The sequence below is a fragment of the Streptomyces sp. NPDC085481 genome, from assembly GCF_044541845.1.
Classification (GTDB): Bacteria; Actinomycetota; Actinomycetes; order Streptomycetales; family Streptomycetaceae; genus Streptomyces.
Map to the genome: position 1 here is coordinate 246472 of NZ_JBITTJ010000010.1, position 18317 is coordinate 264788.

The window sequence follows — 18317 nt, forward strand, 5'->3', positions numbered from 1 at the left end:
CGGCGCGCCTACGTGCGACCGGTTCGCGCGATCAGGAGGATCGTCCGCATCCTGGACGCCACGTGTCAGACGATGGGACGAAGAGTAGGGTGCCGACATGTCTCACAGCATCAATCTCGCAGTCATCCCCGGCGACGGCATCGGCCAGGAGGTCGTGGCCGAGGGCCTCAAGGTCCTCGCGGCCGTCCTTCCTCAGGATGTGAAGCTGGAGACCAAGGAGTACGACTTCGGCGCCACGCGCTACCACGCGACCGGTGAGACCCTCACCGACGCCGACCTCGACGCGCTCAAGCAGCACGACGCGATCCTGCTCGGCGCGATCGGCGACCCGTCGGTGCCGTCCGGAGTCCTGGAGCGCGGTTTCCTGCTGAAGCTCCGCTTCGCCTTCGACCACCACGTCAACCTGCGCCCCTCGAAGCTGCTCCCCGGCGTCGCGACCCCGCTCGCCGGCCAGCCCGCGATCGACTTCGTCGTCGTCCGCGAGGGCACCGAGGGCCCGTACACCGGCAACGGCGGCACCATCCGCAAGGGCACCGAGCACGAGGTCGCCACCGAGGTCTCGGTCAACACGGCGTTCGGTGTCGAGCGCGTGGTCCGGGACGCCTTCGCCCGCGCCCAGGCCCGCTCCCGCAAGAAGCTGACGCTCGTTCACAAGAACAACGTGCTCACCTTCGCGGGTCACCTCTGGACGAACATCTTCGCCAAGGTCGCCGCCGAGTTCCCCGAGGTGACCACGGACTACCTGCACGTCGACGCCGCGACGATCTTCCTCGTCACCGACCCGGCCCGATTCGACGTGATCGTCACCGACAACCTCTTCGGCGACATCATCACCGACCTCGCCGCGGCCGTCTCCGGCGGCATCGGCGTCGCCGCCTCCGGCAACATCAACCCGAGCGGCGAGTTCCCGTCCATGTTCGAGCCGGTCCACGGCTCGGCGCCGGACATCGCGGGCCAGGGCAAGGCCGACCCGACGGCCACCGTGCTCTCCGTGGCCCTGCTGCTGCGCCACCTCGGTTACGAGGCCGAGGCCGCCCGTATCGAGGACGCCGTCGCGGCGGACCTCACGGAGCGCGGCGACGCGGTCCGCACGACGGCCCAAATCGGCGACGCGCTCGCGGTACGAGTAGCGAGCTGACCCGCCGCGGAACCTCTCCACCACAGCCGCCGGGTCGCCCTCCGCACCCGGCGGCTGTACCTATGCGGTCGCAGGGTGCCACCATCGAACCCTGGACCGCGTACACACCGTTTCCGTGCACCGGCTCCCACGAGCGATAATCGAACGTGGGGCCGCGGCATGCGGGAAAGCTCGGACGTCCTAGCAGCACCTGCGTAGCGGCGTGAGCGCGGTCCGACACACACAACCGGTGAAGGACAAGCACTCATGACGACGCCCACCATCGAGCTCAAGCCCTCCTCCAGCCCGCTGTCCGACGCGGAGCGCGAGGCGATCCTGGCCAACCCGGGATTCGGCCGCCACTTCACCGACCACATGGTCACCATCCGCTGGACCGAGGGCCGCGGCTGGCACGACGGTCAGCTCGTGCCGTACGGCCCGCTCTCGCTCGACCCGGCCACCAACGTCCTGCACTACGCCCAGGAGATCTTCGAGGGCCTGAAGGCCTACCGCCGCCCCGACGGCTCGGTCGCCACCTTCCGCCCCGATGCCAACGCCCGCCGCTTCCAGGCGTCGGCGCACCGCCTGGCGATGCCGGAGCTGCCGGTCGAGACCTTCGTCGAGGCGTGTGACGTGCTGGTCCAGCAGGACAAGGCGTGGGTCCCGGAGCACGGCGGCGAGGCCTCGCTGTACCTGCGCCCGTTCATGATCGCGACGGAGATCGGCCTCGGCGTCCGCCCGGCCAACGAGTACCTGTTCGTCGTCATCGCCTCGCCGGCCGGCCCGTACTTCCCCGGCGGCGTGAAGCCCGTCTCGATCTGGCTCTCCGAGAACCGCGTCCGCGCCGTCCCCGGCGGCATGGGCGACGCCAAGACCGGCGGCAACTACGCGGCCTCCCTGCTCGCGCAGGCCGAGGCGGCGGAGAAGGGCTGCGACCAGGTCGCCTACCTCGACGCCGTCGAGCACAAGTGGGTCGAGGAACTGGGCGGCATGAACCTGTACTTCGTGTACGGAAACAAGATCGTCACCCCGACGCTCACCGGCTCGCTGCTCGCCGGCATCACCCGTGACTCGCTCCTGAAGCTCGCCGCGGACCTCGGTTACGAGGCCGAGGAGGGCCGGGTCTCCATCGACCAGTGGTACGAGGACAGCCGTAACGGTTCGCTGACCGAGGTCTTCGCGTGCGGCACCGCCGCCGTCATCACCCCGGTCGGCACCGTGAAGGCCGAGCGGGGCGAGTGGCAGCAGTCGGGCGGTCAGCCGGGCGAGGTCACGATGAAGCTGCGCGACGCGCTGCTCGCCATCCAGACCGGCAAGGCCGAGGACGTCCACGGCTGGATGCACGAGCTGGGCAAGTAGCCCCCAGCGGGACTCTCAGTCCACCAGGGCGCCCGGGACGGTCACCGTCCCGGGCGCTTCCGTGTCCGGGTCCGTGTCGGTGTCCACCGCCGCGGCGCGGCCCGGCGTCAGTACGGCGTACAGCGCGCCGCCCACGATCCCCGAGAGCACGAAGCTGCAGTCGATGCCGCCGGTCAGCGCGAGGAGCGGCCCCTCGTAGAGCGGGGTCGACACCGCGGACAGACCGACGGCCGCGCCGACCGCCCAGGAGAAGGTGGCGCGCGGGTGCCAGCCGGCGGAGAACCAGTAGATCCCGCCGCGCGAGCGCCGGTTGTAGACCTGCAGCGCCTCCGCGTCGTACCTGCCGCGGCAGCGGAGGTGTCCGATCAGGGTGATGACCGCCCACGGGGTGCCGATCGCGGTGAGCAGCAGCACGAAGGAGGTCATCGCGGTCTGGGCGTCCGAGGCGAAGTGGCCGAGGAAGACGAAGGCGGTGGCCACCGCCGCCACGACGAGGGTGGCCCGGGCTCGGGTCGCCTTCGGCAGGATCGCGTCCAGGTCGAGGCCCATCGAGTAGAGCATCAGACCGGCGTTGCCGACCGAGCCGGCCGTCGCCGCGAGCAGCAGCGGGACCAGGTACCAGGCGGGCGAGGCGGCGACGAGCGGTCCGGCGTATTCCAGGCCGCCGCGGGCCGCCAGGGCCGTGAACGTGCCGAAGAGCTGGGGGACCAGCAGGCCGGCGACGAGGCCCAGACAGGTGGCGCGCCAGACCGACTTGGCGCTGTGGCGGGCGGGCGAGATGTAGCGGGTGTAGTCGCCGAGCAGGGTGATGAAGGCGACCGGCCCGCTGAGTCCGGCCGCGACCGCGGACAGCAGCCAGGTCGGCCAGAACGAGCCGAGCAGATACGGGGTGTCCGGCACCGCGGCGGTGGTGAAGTCACCCGCGTACGCGACGAGTCCGAGCACGAGCAGCAGGGTCATGCCGATCGCCAGGACCTTGCTCAGCTTGAGCAGCAGCCGGTAGCCGAAGACCGCGGCGACCACCGTGCCGGCGGCGAGCAGCGCGTACACGACGGCGTGCGCGGCGCCGCCGGTGGGCAGGCCGACCAGGCGCTCCAGGGTGCCGACCATCACGTCGCCGCCGATCCACAGGGTCAGCGCGGTGTACCCGAGCGAGAGCAGCAGCCCCACCACCGAGCCGACCAGCCGGCCGCGTACGCCGAAGAAGGCGCCGGAGGAGGTCGAGAGGTTGGTGGCGGTGCGCAGCGAGACGAGCGCGAGCGGGGCGGTGACGGCGACGCCGACGAGCGTGCCGGCGACGACGGAGGTCACCGAGGCCCACAGGCCCAGACCGAAGGAGACCGGCAGCCAGCCGAAGACGATGACGCCGAGGCAGAGGTTGGAGCCGAGCAGGATCGAGAGGAGGTCGCGAGGACCGCTGGTGCGTTCGACCTCGGGGATGGTGTCGACTCCGCGCTGTTCTATCGCCATGGGGACTCCCGGGGGGACGGCGTGGGGGCAGATTTAGAGTGACGCTCAATGTGACCCATGGATGTCCACGCCGTCAATGCTTGGACGGCAGGGTCCGAGCATTTAGAGTGGCACTCAAACAGGAGGTGTTTGGGACGTGCGACTGACCCCCACGGAACGCGACCGGCTGCTGCTCTTCGGCGCCGCCGAGCTCGCCCGCGCCCGCCGGGCCCGGGGCCTGCGGCTCAATGTGCCCGAGGCGACCGCGCTCATCGCGGACACCGTCTGCGAGGCGGCCCGCGACGGCAAGCGACTCGCCGAGGCGATCGGGGCCGCCCGCTCCGTCCTCGGCCCCGACGACGTCCTGCCGGGCGTCGCCGACGTCGTCACCGAGGTCCACGTCGAGGCCGTCTTCGACGACGGCTCCCGGCTGGCCGTCGTCACCGACCCCATCGGCGGGGGCAACCTGGGTGAGGGAGCGCCCGGAGCGTTGCTCCCCGGGCCCCTGCACGAGGAGGCCGAACCGGCCCTCGTGCTCAGGGTCCGCAACACGGCCACGGTCCCGGTCAGCGTGACCTCGCACTTCCACTTCTTCGAGGCCAACCCGCGCCTCGCCTTCGACCGCGCCGCCGCCTACGGCATGCGCCTCGCCATCCCGGCCGGCGCCTCCTTCCGCTTCGACCCGGGCGCCGAGGCCGAGGTCGGCCTCCTGCCCATCGGCGGCGCCCGCGTCGCCATCGGCTTCGCGGGCCTGGTCGACGGCCCGCTGGACGCCCCCGGGGCGCGGGAGGAAGCCCTGCGCAGGGCCGCGGCCTGCGGTTATCTCGGCGTCGACAGCCCGAAGGAGGGCGAGTGATGGACCCCTATGAGTACGCCTCCGTACACGGCCCCCGCGCCGGCGACCGGGTCGTCCTGGGCGACTCGGGCCTCGTCGTACGCGTCGAGTCCGACTCCCAGAAGCCCGGCGACGAGTTCCTCGCCGGCTTCGGCAAGACCGCCCGCGACGGACTCCACCTCAAGGCCGCGGCCGTCCGCGAGACCTGCGACGTGGTGATCAGCAACGTCCTCGTGATCGACGCCGTTCAGGGCATCCGCAAGGTGTCCATCGGTATTCGCGAGGGCCGGATCCACGCGATCGGCCGGGCCGGCAACCCGGACACGCTCGACGGGGTCGACGTCGTCGTCGGCACCGGCACCTCGATCGTCTCCGGCGAAGGGCTCATCGCCACCGCCGGCGCCGTGGACACCCACGTCCACCTGCTGTCCCCGCGCATCATGGAGGCCTCCCTCGCCTCGGGTGTCACCACCATCATCGGACAGGAGTTCGGTCCTGTCTGGGGGGTTGGCGTCAACTCGCCATGGGCCCTGAAGCACGCCTTCAACGCCTTCGACGCCTGGCCCGTCAACATCGGCTTCCTCGGCCGGGGTTCGTCCTCGGACCCGGCGCCGCTGGTGGAGGCGCTCGCCGAGGGCGGGGCGTCGGGTTTCAAGGTCCACGAGGACATGGGCGCCCACACCCGTGCCCTGGACACGGCCCTGCGGGTCGCCGAGGAGCACGACGTGCAGGTCGCCCTGCACAGTGACGGCCTCAACGAGTGCCTGTCGGTGGAGGACACCCTGCGGGTCCTCGACGGCCGTACGATCCACGCCTTCCACATCGAGGGCTGCGGCGGCGGGCACGTACCCAACGTGCTGAAGATGGCGGGCGTGCCGAACGTCATCGGCTCCTCCACCAATCCCACCCTGCCCTTCGGCCGTGACGCGGTCGCCGAGCACTACGGGATGATCGTCTCCGTCCACGACCTGAAGACGGACCTGCCGGGCGACGCCGCGATGGCGCGCGACCGGATCAGGGCCGGGACGATGGGCGCGGAGGACGTCCTGCACGACCTCGGCGCCATCGGCATCACCTCCTCCGACGCCCAGGGCATGGGCCGGGCGGGGGAGACGGTGCGCCGCACCTTCGCGATGGCCGGGAAGATGAAGGCCGAGCTCGGCCCGATGGAGGGCGACGGCGCGCACGACGACAACGCCCGCGTCCTGCGCTACATGGCCAAGCTGACCATCAACCCGGCGATCGCCCACGGCCTCGCCCACGAGATCGGCTCCATCGAGGCCGGCAAGATGGCCGACATCGTGCTGTGGCGCCCCGAGTTCTTCGGCGCCAAGCCCCAGATGGTGCTGAAGTCCGGCTTCCCCGCGTGGGGCGTCGTGGGCGATCCGAACGCGGCCACCGACACCTGCCAGCCGCTCGTCCTCGGACCGCTGTTCGGGGCCCACGGAGCGACTCCGGCGGACATCTCCGTCGCCTTCGTCGCCCGGGCCGCCGTCGACCTCGGCTCCGACAAGCTGCCGACCCGCCGCCGTCGCGTCGCCGTGCGCGGTACGCGCGGCATCGGCCCCGCGGACCTGCTGTTCAACTCCCGGATCGGAGACGTCCAGGTCGACGGCCACACCGGCCTCGTCTCGCTGGACGGCTCGCCGATCCGCTCCGAGGCGGCCGAGTCCGTCTCCCTCAACCGCCTCTACTTCCTCTGATCTTCCCTAGGACCCTGTGATGACCTTCCGTATGCCCGCCGAGTGGACCCCGCACGAGCGCACCTGGATGGCCTGGCCCAGCGCCAACCCCACCTTCACCAACGAGGAGGAGCTGTCCCAGGCGCGCGCCGCGTGGGCGTCGGTGGCCCGGGCGGTACGCCGCTTCGAGCCGGTGACGATGGTGGTCGCCCCCGGCGACGTGGAGTCGGCGCGCGCCGAGCTCGGCCCGGACGCCGACCTGGTCGAGCGCGAGCTCGACGACGCCTGGATGCGTGACATCGGGCCGACCTTCGTGAAGGACGAGGACGGCCGGCTCGCCGCCGTGGACTGGGTGTTCAACGGCTGGGGCGGCCAGGACTGGGCCCGCTGGGAGCACGACTCCAAGATCGCCCGCCATGTCGCCGACACGGCCGGCGTGCCCGTACTGAGCAGCGAGCTCGTGAACGAGGGCGGTGCCATCCACGTCGACGGCGAGGGCACGGTCCTGCTGACCGACACCGTCCAGCTCGGCTCCGGCCGCAACCCCCAGTGGACCCGCCCCCAGGTCGAGGCCGAGATCCACGCCAAGCTCGGCACCACCAAGGCGATCTGGCTCCCGCACGGCCTGGCCGGCGACTACGGCCTCTTCGGCACCCAGGGCCACGTCGACATCGTCGCCGCCTTCGCCCGCCCCGGCACCGTCCTGGTCCACAGCCAGCAGAACCCGGCCCACCCCGACTTCGAGCGCTCGCGCCTCTACGTCAACCTCCTCCGCGGCCAGACCGACGCGCAGGGCCGCCCCCTGGAGGTCATCGAGATCCCGGCTCCCACCGTCCTGAAGGACGAGGAGGGCGACTGGGTCGACTACTCGTACATCAACCACTACCTCTGCAACGGCGGCGTGGTCCTGTGCGCCTTCGACGACCCGCACGACGAGGTCGCCGCGGAGATCTTCCGCCGTCTCTTCCCGGAGCGCGAGGTGGTCCTGGTGGACGCCCGCACGATCTTCGCGGGCGGCGGCGGCATCCACTGCATCACCCAGCAGCAGCCGGCGGTGTGAGACCCGGCGGCCGCCGCCCCCGGCCCTGAGGATATCCGCTGGCCCAGGGCGGCGGCCGTTCCGTAGGATGATCGTCAAGGCGGGGTCGTAGCACAGAGGTAGTGCGCCGCGACATCATCTCGGAGGACGCCGGTTCGAATCCGGCCGCCCCGCCCCCTTGATCCCTCTCCCGCGCAACGGGAAGGCGCCCCCATGCCGCGCATCCTCCACGACGGGTCGGACTACAGGCTCACGATCCTCTACGCCGTCCCCGACGACGCGTGGTACGTGGAGCTCGACGACATGACCGACGGCGGGCGCACCCTCGTGACGGCGATCGTGCCCGACGAGGACCCCGCCCGGGAGCCCACCGTGTGCTTCGACCCGCAGACGGGGCACCGGCACATCCCGTACGCGGTCATGCGCTGGTTCCTGGACCACGTGGAGCAGGAGATCCGCACCTCACGGTCCTGGATGGAGCTGCGGCCCGGGATCGTCGAGGTGATCCGGGGGCTGCGCGAGGAGCATCTCGGCGTGATCGCCGACGAGGACCTGCCTCCCGTGCTCGCCGAGCTGCGCCGTACCGTGCCCGAGGCCGACCTCGCCGACGTGCTCGCCGCCGCCTTCGGGCGTGGGCCCGACGGCGGCATCCTGTAGAACGTACGAGTGAGTCAGAGCAGCAACCAGCCCACCCATCCCCGCCGGCGCAACCAGGCCGCGCCGCCCCGCGAGGACGTCCTCGCCGCCGCCATGGACACCATCGCCGAGCGCGGACTCGACGGGCTGACCATGGCCGGCCTCGGGCGGCAGGTCGGGATGAGCAGCGGGCACCTGCTCTACTACTTCCGCACCAAGGACGAGCTGCTGCTGCAGACCCTGGAGTGGAGCGAGGGCCGGCTCGGCGCCGAGCGCGGCGCGCTGCTCGCCCGGCCCGGGACCGCGCGTGAGCGCCTGGACGGGTACGTGGAGGTGTACGTGCCCGACGGCCCGCGCGACCCGCACTGGACGCTGTGGCTCGAGGTCTGGAACCGCTCGCAGAACGCCGACGACGACGCCCGTGCCCGGCAGGCCGCCATCGAGGGGGCCTGGCACCGGGACCTCGTGGCGATCCTGGCCGAGGGCGTGTCGCGCGGGGAGTTCCGGGCCGTGGACCCGGACCGGTTCGCCCACCGGATGCGGGCCCTGCTCGACGGGTTCAGCGTCCACGTCGCGGTCGGCATCCCCGGCACGGGGCGGGAGCAGGTCCTGGCGCACGTGCGGGAGTTCGTGTCCGAAACCCTGCTCGTGCGAACGCAACGCACGTAAGTACTCCCGATCGTTGCCCGCTACGGCCTTGTTGCCCGCGGGGTGCGTCCGGCACGGTTCCTGCCCATGGGACGAGAGCACTGGAAGAAGATCTGGGTCGGGTCCGCGGGCAACATGGTCGAGTGGTTCGACTGGTTCGTCTACGCGAGCTTCGCGACCTATTTCGCGGGGGCGTTCTTCCCCGAGGGCAACGACACGGCCAAGCTCATGAACACCGCCGGCATCTTCGCCGTCGGTTTCTTCATGCGCCCGGTCGGCGGCTGGCTGCTCGGCCGGGTCGGTGACCGCAAGGGCCGCAAGGCCGCGCTCACCCTCACCGTGACGCTCATGTCCGCCTCGGCCGTCCTCATCGCCGTCGCCCCGACCTACTCCGTCGCCGGATACGGCGGCGCCGCCGTCCTCCTGATCGCCCGCCTCCTCCAGGGGCTGTCGGTCGGCGGCGAGTACGCGGCCAGCGCGACGTACCTCACCGAGGCCTCCGCCCCCGAGCACCGCGGCTTCGCCTCCAGCTTCCAGTACGTCTCGATGACGGCCGGTCAGATCGTGGGCCTCGGCCTGCAGATCGTCCTCCAGCGCACGATGTCCGCCGACGCGCTGCACAGCTGGGGCTGGCGCATCCCGTTCATCGTCGGCGCGCTCGGCGCGGCCGTCGTCTTCTACCTGCGGCGCAACATGCTGGAGACGGAGGTGTACGAGGAGACCGCCGACGGCGGTGTCGGGAGCGGCGACAAGGGCACCCTGAAGGCGCTGTGGGCGCACCGGCGCGAGGCGTTCCTCGTCATCGCGCTCACCATGGGCGGCACCGTGGCCTACTACACGTACACCACGTATCTGACGAAGTACCTGTCCAACTCCGCCGGGCTGCCCAAGCAGACCGCCACCCTGGTCTCCTTCTGCGCGCTGATCGTCTTCGCCTGCCTCCAGCCGCTGGCCGGCCGGCTCTCCGACCGGATCGGCCGCCGCCCGCTCCTCATCACCTTCGCGGTCGGCTCCACCCTGCTGACCGTGCCGATCATGACGATGCTGAAGCACGCGGGCTCCTTCTGGCCGGCCCTCGGCCTCGCCCTCCTCGCGCTGGTCGTCGTCACCGGCTACACCTCGATCAACGCCTGCGTGAAGGCCGAGCTCTTCCCGACCGGCATCCGCGCGCTCGGCGTCGCCCTGCCGTACGCCATCGCCAACGCGCTCTTCGGCGGCACGGCGGAGTACGTGGCGCTGTGGTTCAAGGACGCGGGGATCGAGTCCGGCTTCTACTGGTACGTCGCCGGCTGCGCGGCGGTCTCGCTGATCGTCTACCTGACGATGCGCGAGACCCGGGACATCGATCTGGGGCGGGTGGGCCGGGCGGGGGCGCCGGAGCGGACGGGCGAGCAGGAGACGGCACCGGCGCCCGCGGTCTGAGCCGTGCGGGGTCAGGGGCCGGCGGCTGCTTGGGCGCTGTCGAGACGCTGCTGGAGCTTCTGGAGGACGTCCCCGGCCTGCTTGGCGAGAGCCTCCGCCTTCGCCGAGCCGACGACGGACACGATCAGCACGGTATTGCCGGCGCGCCCGGTGACGTAGGTGTAGGGGCTGTTGACCTTCTTGCCCTCGGAGTCGGCCGCCTGTGTACCCTCCTCGGCCAGCACCTGGTCGAATCCCGTCACCTGGGGCGCGGTGGCCTCCCGGACCCCCGTCCAGCGCGACTTGCCGCTGTGCTGGGCGGGGCACCGGTGGGTGGCGTCCTGGGCATCCCGCATGTACGACTCCGCTGTCGGGGCATCCGTGAAGACGCGGACTTCTGTCGTGCCGGCGTCGAGGGTCTTCGTGTGGTAAACGCTGCGGAGGATCGACGCCAGGGTGCCCGCGCGGGGCGCGCGATCGACCCACTCGCAGTCCGTCGTCACCTCGGTCTCGTTCGTGGGGTCGCTCTCGTAGGGATCGTTCCTGGCGTACTCCTGGCCCCAGTCTTCGGGGGCCATGACCACACGCGCAGCCAGAGCGTGCGCCGCCGCGCGAGCCGCCGGCGAGTCGGCCAGTGGACTCGACGAGCTCGCCGTCGTGGCGCCGTCGTCGTCACCCCCGCCCAGCAGGGCGACCAGGCCCGCGCCCAGGGCCGCCGCCACCAGCACCCCGGCCGCGGCGAAGAGGACGATGCGGCGGCGGCCGCCTCCGCCGGGCGGCGGCGCGGGTGAGGGTGCGGGTGACGGCGGGGGCGGGGGTTCTGTGGGTGGGAGCGAGGACTGGCCCGCGCCGGAGCCGCGTTCCGGGTCGGGTTCCGGTGGCGGGGGCTGGTGGAGCGGCCCTGAGGGCGGCCCCGAGGGCGGTCCGGAAGGGGGTCGTGTGCTCACGCGGGTGATCCCTACCACCGGACGGCCCGACCGCATCCTGAGACTGCGCTGCTGTCACCCGCGCGGCTGTGGCAGACTGCCGACGTGCTTGCTCCCACGATGATTATCGGCAGCAGCGCGCCGGTCCGCAGTGACCGCTGAAGCGTGAACGACCCCACGCAGGCGGACACCGTGCCCCAGACCCGCGCGCAGACCTCTCGCACCCGCGAGGGGTTTTTTCGTTTTCCGGCCCCACCGCCGCCGGAAACGGACAGCGCGTGAGAATGGGGGCAAGTGGATCCAGACCTTCCGGAGCCACATCCGACAGGAGCCATCACAGTCATGACCACGGAGAACGGCGAGAGCCCGCGCCTCGACGACAGCTTCCATGTCTTCGACACCACGCTGCGCGACGGCGCCCAGCGTGAAGGAATCAACCTCACCGTCGCGGACAAGCTGACGATCGCGCGGCACCTCGACGACTTCGGCGTCGGCTTCATCGAGGGCGGCTGGCCCGGCGCCAACCCGCGCGACACCGAGTTCTTCGCCCGCGCCAAGAGCGAGATCGCGTTCAGGAACGCGCAGCTCGTCGCCTTCGGCGCCACCCGCAGGGCCGGCGGCAACGCCGCCGAGGACCCGCAGGTCAAGGCGCTGCTCGACTCGGGCGCCCCGGTGATCACCCTCGTCGCCAAGTCGCACGACCGGCACGTCGAACTCGCCCTGCGCACCACCCTCGACGAGAACCTGGAGATGGTCCGCGACACCGTCTCCTACCTGCGCTCCCAGGGCCGCCGCGTCTTCGTCGACTGCGAGCACTTCTTCGACGGCTACAAGGCGAACCCCGGCTACGCCAAGGACGTCGTCCGCGCGGCGCACGAGGCCGGCGCCGACGTCGTCATCCTCTGCGACACCAACGGCGGCATGCTGCCCGCCCAGATCCAGGCCGTGGTCGCCACCGTCATCGCCGACACCGGCGCCCGGCTCGGCATCCACGCCCAGGACGACACCGGCTGCGCCGTCGCCAACACCCTCGCCGCCGTCGACGCGGGCGCCACCCACGTCCAGTGCACCGCCAACGGCTACGGCGAGCGGGTCGGCAACGCCAATCTCTTCCCCGTGGTCGCGGCCCTGGAGCTCAAGTACGGCAAGAGCGTGCTGCCCGAGGGCGCGCTCGCCGAGATGACCCGGATCTCGCACGCCATCGCCGAGGTCGTCAACCTCACCCCCTCCACCCACCAGCCGTACGTCGGCGTCTCGGCCTTCGCGCACAAGGCGGGCCTGCATGCCTCCGCCATCAAGGTGGACCCCGACCTCTACCAGCACATCGACCCCGAGCTGGTCGGCAACACCATGCGGATGCTCGTGTCCGACATGGCCGGCCGCGCCTCCATCGAGCTCAAGGGCAAGGAGCTCGGGGTCGACCTGGGCGGCGACCGCGCGCTGGTCGGCCGGGTCGTCGAGCGGGTCAAGGAGCGAGAGCTCAAGGGCTACACCTACGAGGCCGCCGACGCCTCCTTCGAGCTGCTGCTCCGTGAGGAGGCCGAGGGCCGGCCGCGGCGCTACTTCCGTACGGAGTCCTGGCGGGCCATCGTCGAGGACCGCCCGGACGGCACCCACGCCAACGAGGCCACCGTGAAGCTGTGGGCCAAGGGCGAGCGGATCGTCGCCACGGCCGAGGGCAACGGTCCCGTCAACGCCCTCGACCGGGCGATGCGGGTGGCCCTGGAGCGGATCTACCCGCCGCTGGCCAAGTTCGAGCTGGTCGACTACAAGGTCCGCATCCTGGAGGGCCGCCACGGCACCGAGTCCACGACCCGGGTCCTGATCACCACCAGCGACGGCAACGCCGAGTGGTCCACGGTCGGCGTCGGCGAGAACGTCATCGCCGCCTCCTGGCAGGCCCTGGAGGACGCCTTCACCTACGGGCTGCTGCGGGCGGGCATCGACCCGGCCGAGTAAAGGTCGGGGTTGCCCCCTATGTCCTGTTCGACGTCGTTCGGGTAGCGTCGAACACATGAGGACCAGGGCGAGATCCGTTTGGCCGGCGCTGTCCGTCGTCTCCGCGATCGGCGGACTGCTCCTGCTGCTGCTCATGGTCCTGGCCCCGTCCGCGGGCGCCAGGGCCACGGGCGTGTCCGACGCGGCCGCCGCCCTGAAGCAGGGCCCGGTGTACGTGGACCCGGGCGCGGCGAGCCAGCTGTCGAAGGGCGACGCGGACGCCCTCGCGCAGAAGATCAAGGACGCCGACAAGCCGCTCTTCGTGGCCGTGCTGCCCGCCAACGCCCAGTTCCCGCCCGAGAACCTGTTGCGCAACCTGCGCACGCAGACCGGCGTGACCGGGCTGTACGCGGTGCGCCTCGGCGACGGCTTCAACGCGGCCGCCGACTCCTCGGTGATGTCCCGCGACGCCGTGAGCAACCTGGTCAGCTCCGTACGGCAGCCCGGCGTCGACGCGAAGACCGAGCTGAACAACTTCGTCGACCAGGCCCTTCCCACCCTGCGCGGCTCCGCCCCCGCCTCCTGGGGCTCGGTCGGCACGGGTGACAGCGGTGTCCCCGTCGGGGCCCTGGTCACGCTCGGCGTCGTCGTCGCGGCCGGCGGCGCCGGTGCCTACACCGTCGTCCGCCGCAACCGGCTCCGCAAGGAGGCCGAGGAGCGCGCCGCCATCGACCGGCTGCGGGTCGTCGTGGACGAGGACATCACCGCCTTCGGCGAGGAGCTGGAGCGGCTCGACTTCCACCCGGCCGAGGCCGGCGCCGACGACGCCATGCGCGGTGACTACGAGCGGGCCCTGGACTCGTACGACAAGGCCAAGTCCCTGATGGGCGCGGTCGCGCACCCGCACGAGGTGCGCGGGGTCACCGAGGCCCTGGACGACGGCCGCTTCTCGCTGGCCGTGCTCGCCGCCCGCCGTGAGGGCCGGCCGCTGCCCGAGCGGCGCCCGCCCTGCTTCTTCGACCCGCGCCACGGCCCCTCGACCGAGGACCGGACCTGGACCCCGTCGGGCGGCGCGGCCCGCGAGGTCCCGGTCTGCGCCGCCGACGCGGCCCGCCTGGACGACGGGCTCGACCCGATGGCCCGCACGGTCGAGACCGACGGCGGCCGCCGCCCCTACTGGGAGGCGGGACCGGCCTACGGCCCGTGGGCGGGCGGCTACTTCGGCGGCGGCATGCTGCCGGGGCTGCTGGCCGGCACGCTGCTCGGCTCGATGCTCTCCACCCCGGCGTACGCCTCCGAGTACGGCGGCTCGGACTTCCAGGGCGGCGACTTCTCCGGCGCCGACTTCAGCTCCGGCGACTTCGGGTCGAGCGACTTCGGCGGCGGTGGCGGCTTCGACGGTGGCGGCGGCTTCGACGGCGGTGGCGGCTTCTAGAGCCGCTGCGCCCAGAGCCTGCCAGGCCCTAGACCAGCGGCTTCACCGACATCAGCAGGTGCCGGTGGCTGCCGGTCTCGCCGTCGGTGATCAGGGCGCGCTGGCCGGGGCCGAGCAGCCGGAGACGGAGCCCGGGGGCCTCGAAGGAGCCGAGCGCGTCGAGGAGATAGCCCGGGTTGAAGGCGACCGTCATCGACTCCGCCCCGGTGAGGGAGGCCGGCAGCCGCTGCGAGGCCACGTCGTCCTCGTACCCGGCCTGGAGGTGGACCGTGGTCCCGTCGAAAGCCAGCTGCACCGGGCTGTCGCCCTCGGCCACCACCGCGACCCGCTTCACCGCCTCGACGAGCGGGGCCCGCTCCGTGACGGCGACCGCGTGCTCCCCGAGCGTGAAGAGCTTGTCGTGCTTCGGGAGGCGCCCGTCGAGCAGCCGGGTCGTGGTCCGCATGCCCGCGCTCTCGAAGCCGATCGAGCCCCCGTCCAGGGCGAGCCGGACCGGCCCCGCGCCCGCCAGCGAGCGGGCGATCTCGGTGAGCCGGCGGGCGGGCACCACCACGTCGGCGGGCTCGACGGGGGCCTCGGCGCCCGGTCCGGTGCCGGACGCGCCGGCCTCCGGTGTTCCCTCCGGCTTCCATTCCAGGGTGCGGACCGCGTACCGGTAGCGGTCGGTCGCGGCCAGCGTCATCGTCGTGCCGTCCAGGGCGAGCCGTATCCCCGTCAGCACGGGCAGTGCGTCGTCCCGGCCGGCCGCCACCGCCACATGCCCGACGGCCGCCGCGAAGGCGGCCGCGTCCACCTCCCCGCGCAGCGCGGGGAGGGCGGGCGGAGCCGGGTAGTCGTCCAGGGGCAGCAGTGAGAGCCCGAAGCGCGCCTCACCGCCGGTGACCGAGAGCCGGGCCCCGTCGATCGCGCACGCGACGGGACCGTGCGGCAGCACCTTGCAGATGTCGAGCAGCCGCCGCCCGAGTACGAGCGCGCGCCCGTCGAGCAGGGTGTCGGCATCCACCTCGATCCGGGCGGAGGCCTCGTAGTCCAGACCGGAGACGCGCAGCCGCCCGTCCGCGGCCTCCAGGAGCAGCCCGCCGAGGACGGGCACGGGGGAGCGGGCCGGCAGCACCCGCGCCGCCCAGGCCACGGCTTCGGTCAACACGCCGCTGTCGATACGGAATTCCATGCAGCCGACGTTAACGGCCGCCACTGACAACGGCGTCGACCAGCAGCTTCAGTCGGCCCTCGGCGAGGTCGGGGCGGAGCCGGCCGCTTCCGTCGAGGGTGGCGAGCCCGTGCAGGGCGCTCCACGTCAGTTCGGCCAGTGTGTCGTGGTCGCGCCCGCCCGCGACGGGGCCGACGGCGAGGAGGAACTCGGCGAAGGCGGCCTTCAGGACCTCCGGCGAGTTCTCGGTGGCGAATTCGAGCGCGGTCTGCTGCACGAACATCGCCTCGTAGAGGGCGGGATGGGAGCGGGCGAAGTCCAGGTAGGTCCCGGCGAGGGCGCCGAGCGCGGCGCCCGGGTCCGCGGCGCCGGTGCGGGCGGCGCGCAGGGCGACGGTCAGTTCCTCGATGCCGTCCGTGGCGACGGCGGTGACGATCGCGTCCTTGCCCTTGAAGTGGCTGTAGAGGACGGGCTGGCTGTAGGCGACGGCCTCGGAGAGCCGGCGGGTGGTGACGGCCGCCCAGCCCTCGGTCTCGGCCAGGTCGCGGGCCGCCTTGACGATCAGCCGGTGGCGGTCGGCCCGTTCGCGCTCTCGGCGCTGCTGCGGTGTGGACATGAAGAAGACGCTAGCACTGCTAGACAAGAGAGCGTAGCTAGGTCTAGCGTTGCTATCAGTCCTAGCGCCGCTAGAAACTCGTTCTCGGGGGGTTCCCATGTCCATGCAGTCGCCGTCGAGGCCGGCCCGGTCGTCCCGGCCGTCCAAGCCGTCCTTCACCCACCGCGCCGCCACCGTCCTGTCCGTCCTCGGCGGCCTCGCCTGTCTCTGGTTCGGCGTCAACTTCCTGTTCGCCCCGGAGGCCGCGGCCTCCGGCTTCGGCATCCCCTCCTGGCCCGAAGGCCAGGCGGCCGGCTACTTCGCCGTCAAGGCGGCCCGTGACCTCGCCAACGGGGCCGTCATCCTCACCCTCCTCGCCCTCGGCCGGCGCCGCTCGCTGGCCTGGGTGATGCTGCTCCTGGCGATCGTCCCGTTCGGCGACGCGGCCGCCGTCCTCGCCCACGGCGGCACCTACGCCGCCGCCCTCGGCATCCATGCGGCGACCGGCGCCCTCGTGCTGCTGACCGCCGGACTCCTCTTCGCCACCAGTGCCCGGGAATCCGTCCGCGCCCTCGACCGCTCCCCGGCCTGAAGGCCCTGAACGCCGAGCGCCCGCCTTCCGCAGCAGCGGAGAGGCGGGCGCGCTCGTGTTCGTTGGCGGGGGACCCGGGGGTGATCAGGCGGCGTTCTTGATCGCCGAGATGTCGAAGTTCAGCTTGACCCGGTCGCTGACCATGACGCCGCCGGTCTCCAGGGCCGCGTTCCAGGTCAGGCCCCAGTCGGAGCGCAGGATCTCGGCGTAGCCCTCGAAGCCGACGCGCTCGTTGCCGTAGGGGTCGGTCGCGGCGCCGTTGAACGCCAGGTCGATGGCGAGCGGCTTGGTGACGTCCTTGATGGTCAGCTCGCCGGTGATGCGGTACTTGTCGCCGCCCAGCTGCTCGGCGTGCGTGGAGCGGAAGGTCATCAGCGGGAACTGCTCGGCGTCGAAGAAGTCGCCGCTGCGCAGGTGGCCGTCGCGGTCGGCGATGCCGGTGTCGACGGACGCGATCCTGACGTCGATGGCGGCGGTGGAGGCGGCCGGGTCGGCGCCGTCCAGCTTCAGCGTGCCCTCGTGCTCGGCGAAGGAGCCGCGGACGTTGGTGACCATGGCGTGACGGACGGTGAAGCCGATGCTGCTGTGGGTCGGGTCGATCGTGTACTCGCCGGTCAGGGCGGCCAGGGCCGGGTCCACGGGGAGGGTGGCGACGGTGGCGGCGGACTCGTTGTTCTTGCGGTTGAAGAGGCCCATGACTGCTCCTTGGGGACGGTGCGCGGAGGCGCTTTCTGCGGTTTGTTGAAGCTTCAACGAGAACGACGATAGACCTATTCCGTTCAATATTCAACATCTGGTTCCGGGGTTCACCCGGACGGCCCCGAGCCGACACCCGACCTGCCCCCGACGCCCTCTGGCGGACGCGCGTAGAACTACGGCACCATCTCCCTGCGCAACGAGCGCGCGTACAAGCACGAGCACCACCTGCACCGCCGTCCCCAACCGTCACGGTCAACCGCAGGAGGAACCCCGATGAAGTACCGCTCCGTCCTGACCGCCCTCGCCCTCGTCCTCGGCGCCCTCTTCGCCCCCGGCTTCGGCGTCCTGTCCAGCGCCACCGACGCCCACGCCGTCACCAAGATCAGCCACGCCACCGCGACCTCGATGTTCCGCGCCTCCGGAATCACCTGGTCCTCGTCGGGCGGCTGCTCCGACCGCAACAACCCCACCTGCACGTCCTTCGAGCAGCTCAACCTCGCCACCGCCCAGGGCGCCCAGACCCTCAAGAGCGCCAGCGGCTGCGCCCTGAACATCACCGGCGGCACCGAGACCGGCCACGCGAGCGGCACGTACTCGCACTGGAACGGCTACAAGCTCGACTTCGCCAAGGGCACGTGCGTCACGAACTACGTCAAGAACACCTTCACCTACATCGGCCTGCGCGGCGACGGCGCCCCGCAGTGGAAGTCCGGCGCCGGCAACGTCTACGCCGACGAGGGCAACCACTGGGACGTGACCTTCTACAACTGCGGCGGCTGCTGAGCCACTTGGACTAACCGCAGAGGGTTGTTGGAC

The 18317-nt window shown here is 71.8% G+C and carries 17 protein-coding genes; 12 read left to right on the forward strand and 5 right to left on the reverse strand.

The window, feature by feature from the left end:
* Nucleotides 1–97 precede the first annotated feature (97 nt).
* The gene (locus ACIGEZ_RS22255; RefSeq protein WP_399833653.1) at nucleotides 98–1138 is read left to right on the forward strand and encodes a 3-isopropylmalate dehydrogenase; all 1041 of its coding nucleotides are present in this window, start codon (nucleotides 98–100) and stop codon (nucleotides 1136–1138) included.
* A gap of 246 nt (nucleotides 1139–1384) precedes the next feature.
* Nucleotides 1385–2476, forward strand: a complete 1092-nt coding sequence (locus ACIGEZ_RS22260; protein ID WP_399833654.1) for a branched-chain amino acid aminotransferase — start codon at nucleotides 1385–1387, stop codon at nucleotides 2474–2476.
* A 15-nt stretch (nucleotides 2477–2491) separates the two neighbouring features.
* Here ACIGEZ_RS22260 and ACIGEZ_RS22265 read toward each other — a convergent pair whose 3' ends face one another.
* The gene (locus ACIGEZ_RS22265) at nucleotides 2492–3946 is read right to left on the reverse strand and encodes a cytosine permease (RefSeq protein WP_399833656.1); all 1455 of its coding nucleotides are present in this window, start codon (nucleotides 3944–3946) and stop codon (nucleotides 2492–2494) included.
* Between the two features lie 136 nt (nucleotides 3947–4082).
* On the opposite strand from ACIGEZ_RS22265, the gene ureA reads away from it, so the two are divergent.
* The 6 genes from ureA to ACIGEZ_RS22295 all read left to right on the forward strand — a co-directional run bounded on the left by ureA (nucleotide 4083) and on the right by ACIGEZ_RS22295 (nucleotide 10187).
* Nucleotides 4083–4781, forward strand: coding sequence for an urease subunit gamma (ureA, locus tag ACIGEZ_RS22270; RefSeq protein ID WP_399833658.1), 699 nt, complete (start codon nucleotides 4083–4085; stop codon nucleotides 4779–4781).
* On the forward strand, nucleotides 4781–6463 hold the full coding sequence (locus tag ACIGEZ_RS22275) for an urease subunit alpha (protein WP_399833660.1): 1683 nt from the start codon (nucleotides 4781–4783) through the stop codon (nucleotides 6461–6463). The genes ureA and ACIGEZ_RS22275 overlap by 1 nt, the downstream gene beginning before the upstream one ends.
* Before the next feature lie 19 nt (nucleotides 6464–6482).
* Entirely contained in the window at nucleotides 6483–7502 is a 1020-nt protein-coding gene (locus ACIGEZ_RS22280) for an agmatine/peptidylarginine deiminase (RefSeq protein WP_399833662.1), read from the forward strand.
* Between the two features lie 192 nt (nucleotides 7503–7694).
* Nucleotides 7695–8138, forward strand: coding sequence for a hypothetical protein (locus ACIGEZ_RS22285; protein WP_399833664.1), 444 nt, complete (start codon nucleotides 7695–7697; stop codon nucleotides 8136–8138).
* 93 nt (nucleotides 8139–8231) lie between these two features.
* Nucleotides 8232–8786, forward strand: coding sequence for a TetR/AcrR family transcriptional regulator (locus ACIGEZ_RS22290; protein WP_399833749.1), 555 nt, complete (start codon nucleotides 8232–8234; stop codon nucleotides 8784–8786).
* A gap of 66 nt (nucleotides 8787–8852) precedes the next feature.
* Entirely contained in the window at nucleotides 8853–10187 is a 1335-nt protein-coding gene (locus ACIGEZ_RS22295; RefSeq protein ID WP_399833666.1) for an MFS transporter, read from the forward strand.
* 11 nt (nucleotides 10188–10198) lie between these two features.
* Here the strand turns inward: ACIGEZ_RS22295 and ACIGEZ_RS22300 are convergent, their stop codons facing one another.
* Nucleotides 10199–11113, reverse strand: coding sequence for a hypothetical protein (locus tag ACIGEZ_RS22300; RefSeq protein WP_399833668.1), 915 nt, complete (start codon nucleotides 11111–11113; stop codon nucleotides 10199–10201).
* A 321-nt stretch (nucleotides 11114–11434) separates the two neighbouring features.
* On the opposite strand from ACIGEZ_RS22300, the gene cimA reads away from it, so the two are divergent.
* Both cimA and ACIGEZ_RS22310 read left to right on the forward strand, forming a co-directional pair.
* A complete protein-coding gene (cimA, locus tag ACIGEZ_RS22305; RefSeq protein ID WP_399833670.1) occupies nucleotides 11435–13051 on the forward strand; it encodes a citramalate synthase in 1617 nt (538 codons plus the stop codon).
* 55 nt (nucleotides 13052–13106) lie between these two features.
* Nucleotides 13107–14465: a hypothetical protein gene (locus ACIGEZ_RS22310; RefSeq protein ID WP_399833672.1), complete on the forward strand. Its 1359-nt coding sequence runs from the start codon at nucleotides 13107–13109 to the stop codon at nucleotides 14463–14465.
* Between the two features lie 28 nt (nucleotides 14466–14493).
* On the opposite strand, the gene dnaN is transcribed toward ACIGEZ_RS22310, so the two are convergent.
* Nucleotides 14494–15636 carry a DNA polymerase III subunit beta gene (dnaN, locus tag ACIGEZ_RS22315; protein WP_399833673.1) on the reverse strand — a complete coding sequence of 381 codons (1143 nt, stop codon included), beginning with the start codon at nucleotides 15634–15636 and terminating at the stop codon, nucleotides 14494–14496.
* 10 nt (nucleotides 15637–15646) lie between these two features.
* The gene (locus ACIGEZ_RS22320) at nucleotides 15647–16231 is read right to left on the reverse strand and encodes a TetR/AcrR family transcriptional regulator (protein WP_399833675.1); all 585 of its coding nucleotides are present in this window, start codon (nucleotides 16229–16231) and stop codon (nucleotides 15647–15649) included.
* A gap of 97 nt (nucleotides 16232–16328) precedes the next feature.
* On the opposite strand from ACIGEZ_RS22320, the gene ACIGEZ_RS22325 reads away from it, so the two are divergent.
* Entirely contained in the window at nucleotides 16329–16802 is a 474-nt protein-coding gene (locus ACIGEZ_RS22325) for a DUF4267 domain-containing protein (RefSeq protein WP_399833676.1), read from the forward strand.
* A gap of 84 nt (nucleotides 16803–16886) precedes the next feature.
* On the opposite strand, the gene ACIGEZ_RS22330 is transcribed toward ACIGEZ_RS22325, so the two are convergent.
* Nucleotides 16887–17498: a YceI family protein gene (locus ACIGEZ_RS22330; protein WP_399833678.1), complete on the reverse strand. Its 612-nt coding sequence runs from the start codon at nucleotides 17496–17498 to the stop codon at nucleotides 16887–16889.
* A gap of 276 nt (nucleotides 17499–17774) precedes the next feature.
* Here ACIGEZ_RS22330 and ACIGEZ_RS22335 point away from each other — a divergent pair, with 276 nt between their 5' ends.
* The gene (locus ACIGEZ_RS22335) at nucleotides 17775–18284 is read left to right on the forward strand and encodes a hypothetical protein (protein ID WP_399833680.1); all 510 of its coding nucleotides are present in this window, start codon (nucleotides 17775–17777) and stop codon (nucleotides 18282–18284) included.
* Nucleotides 18285–18317: the final 33 nt, after the last annotated feature.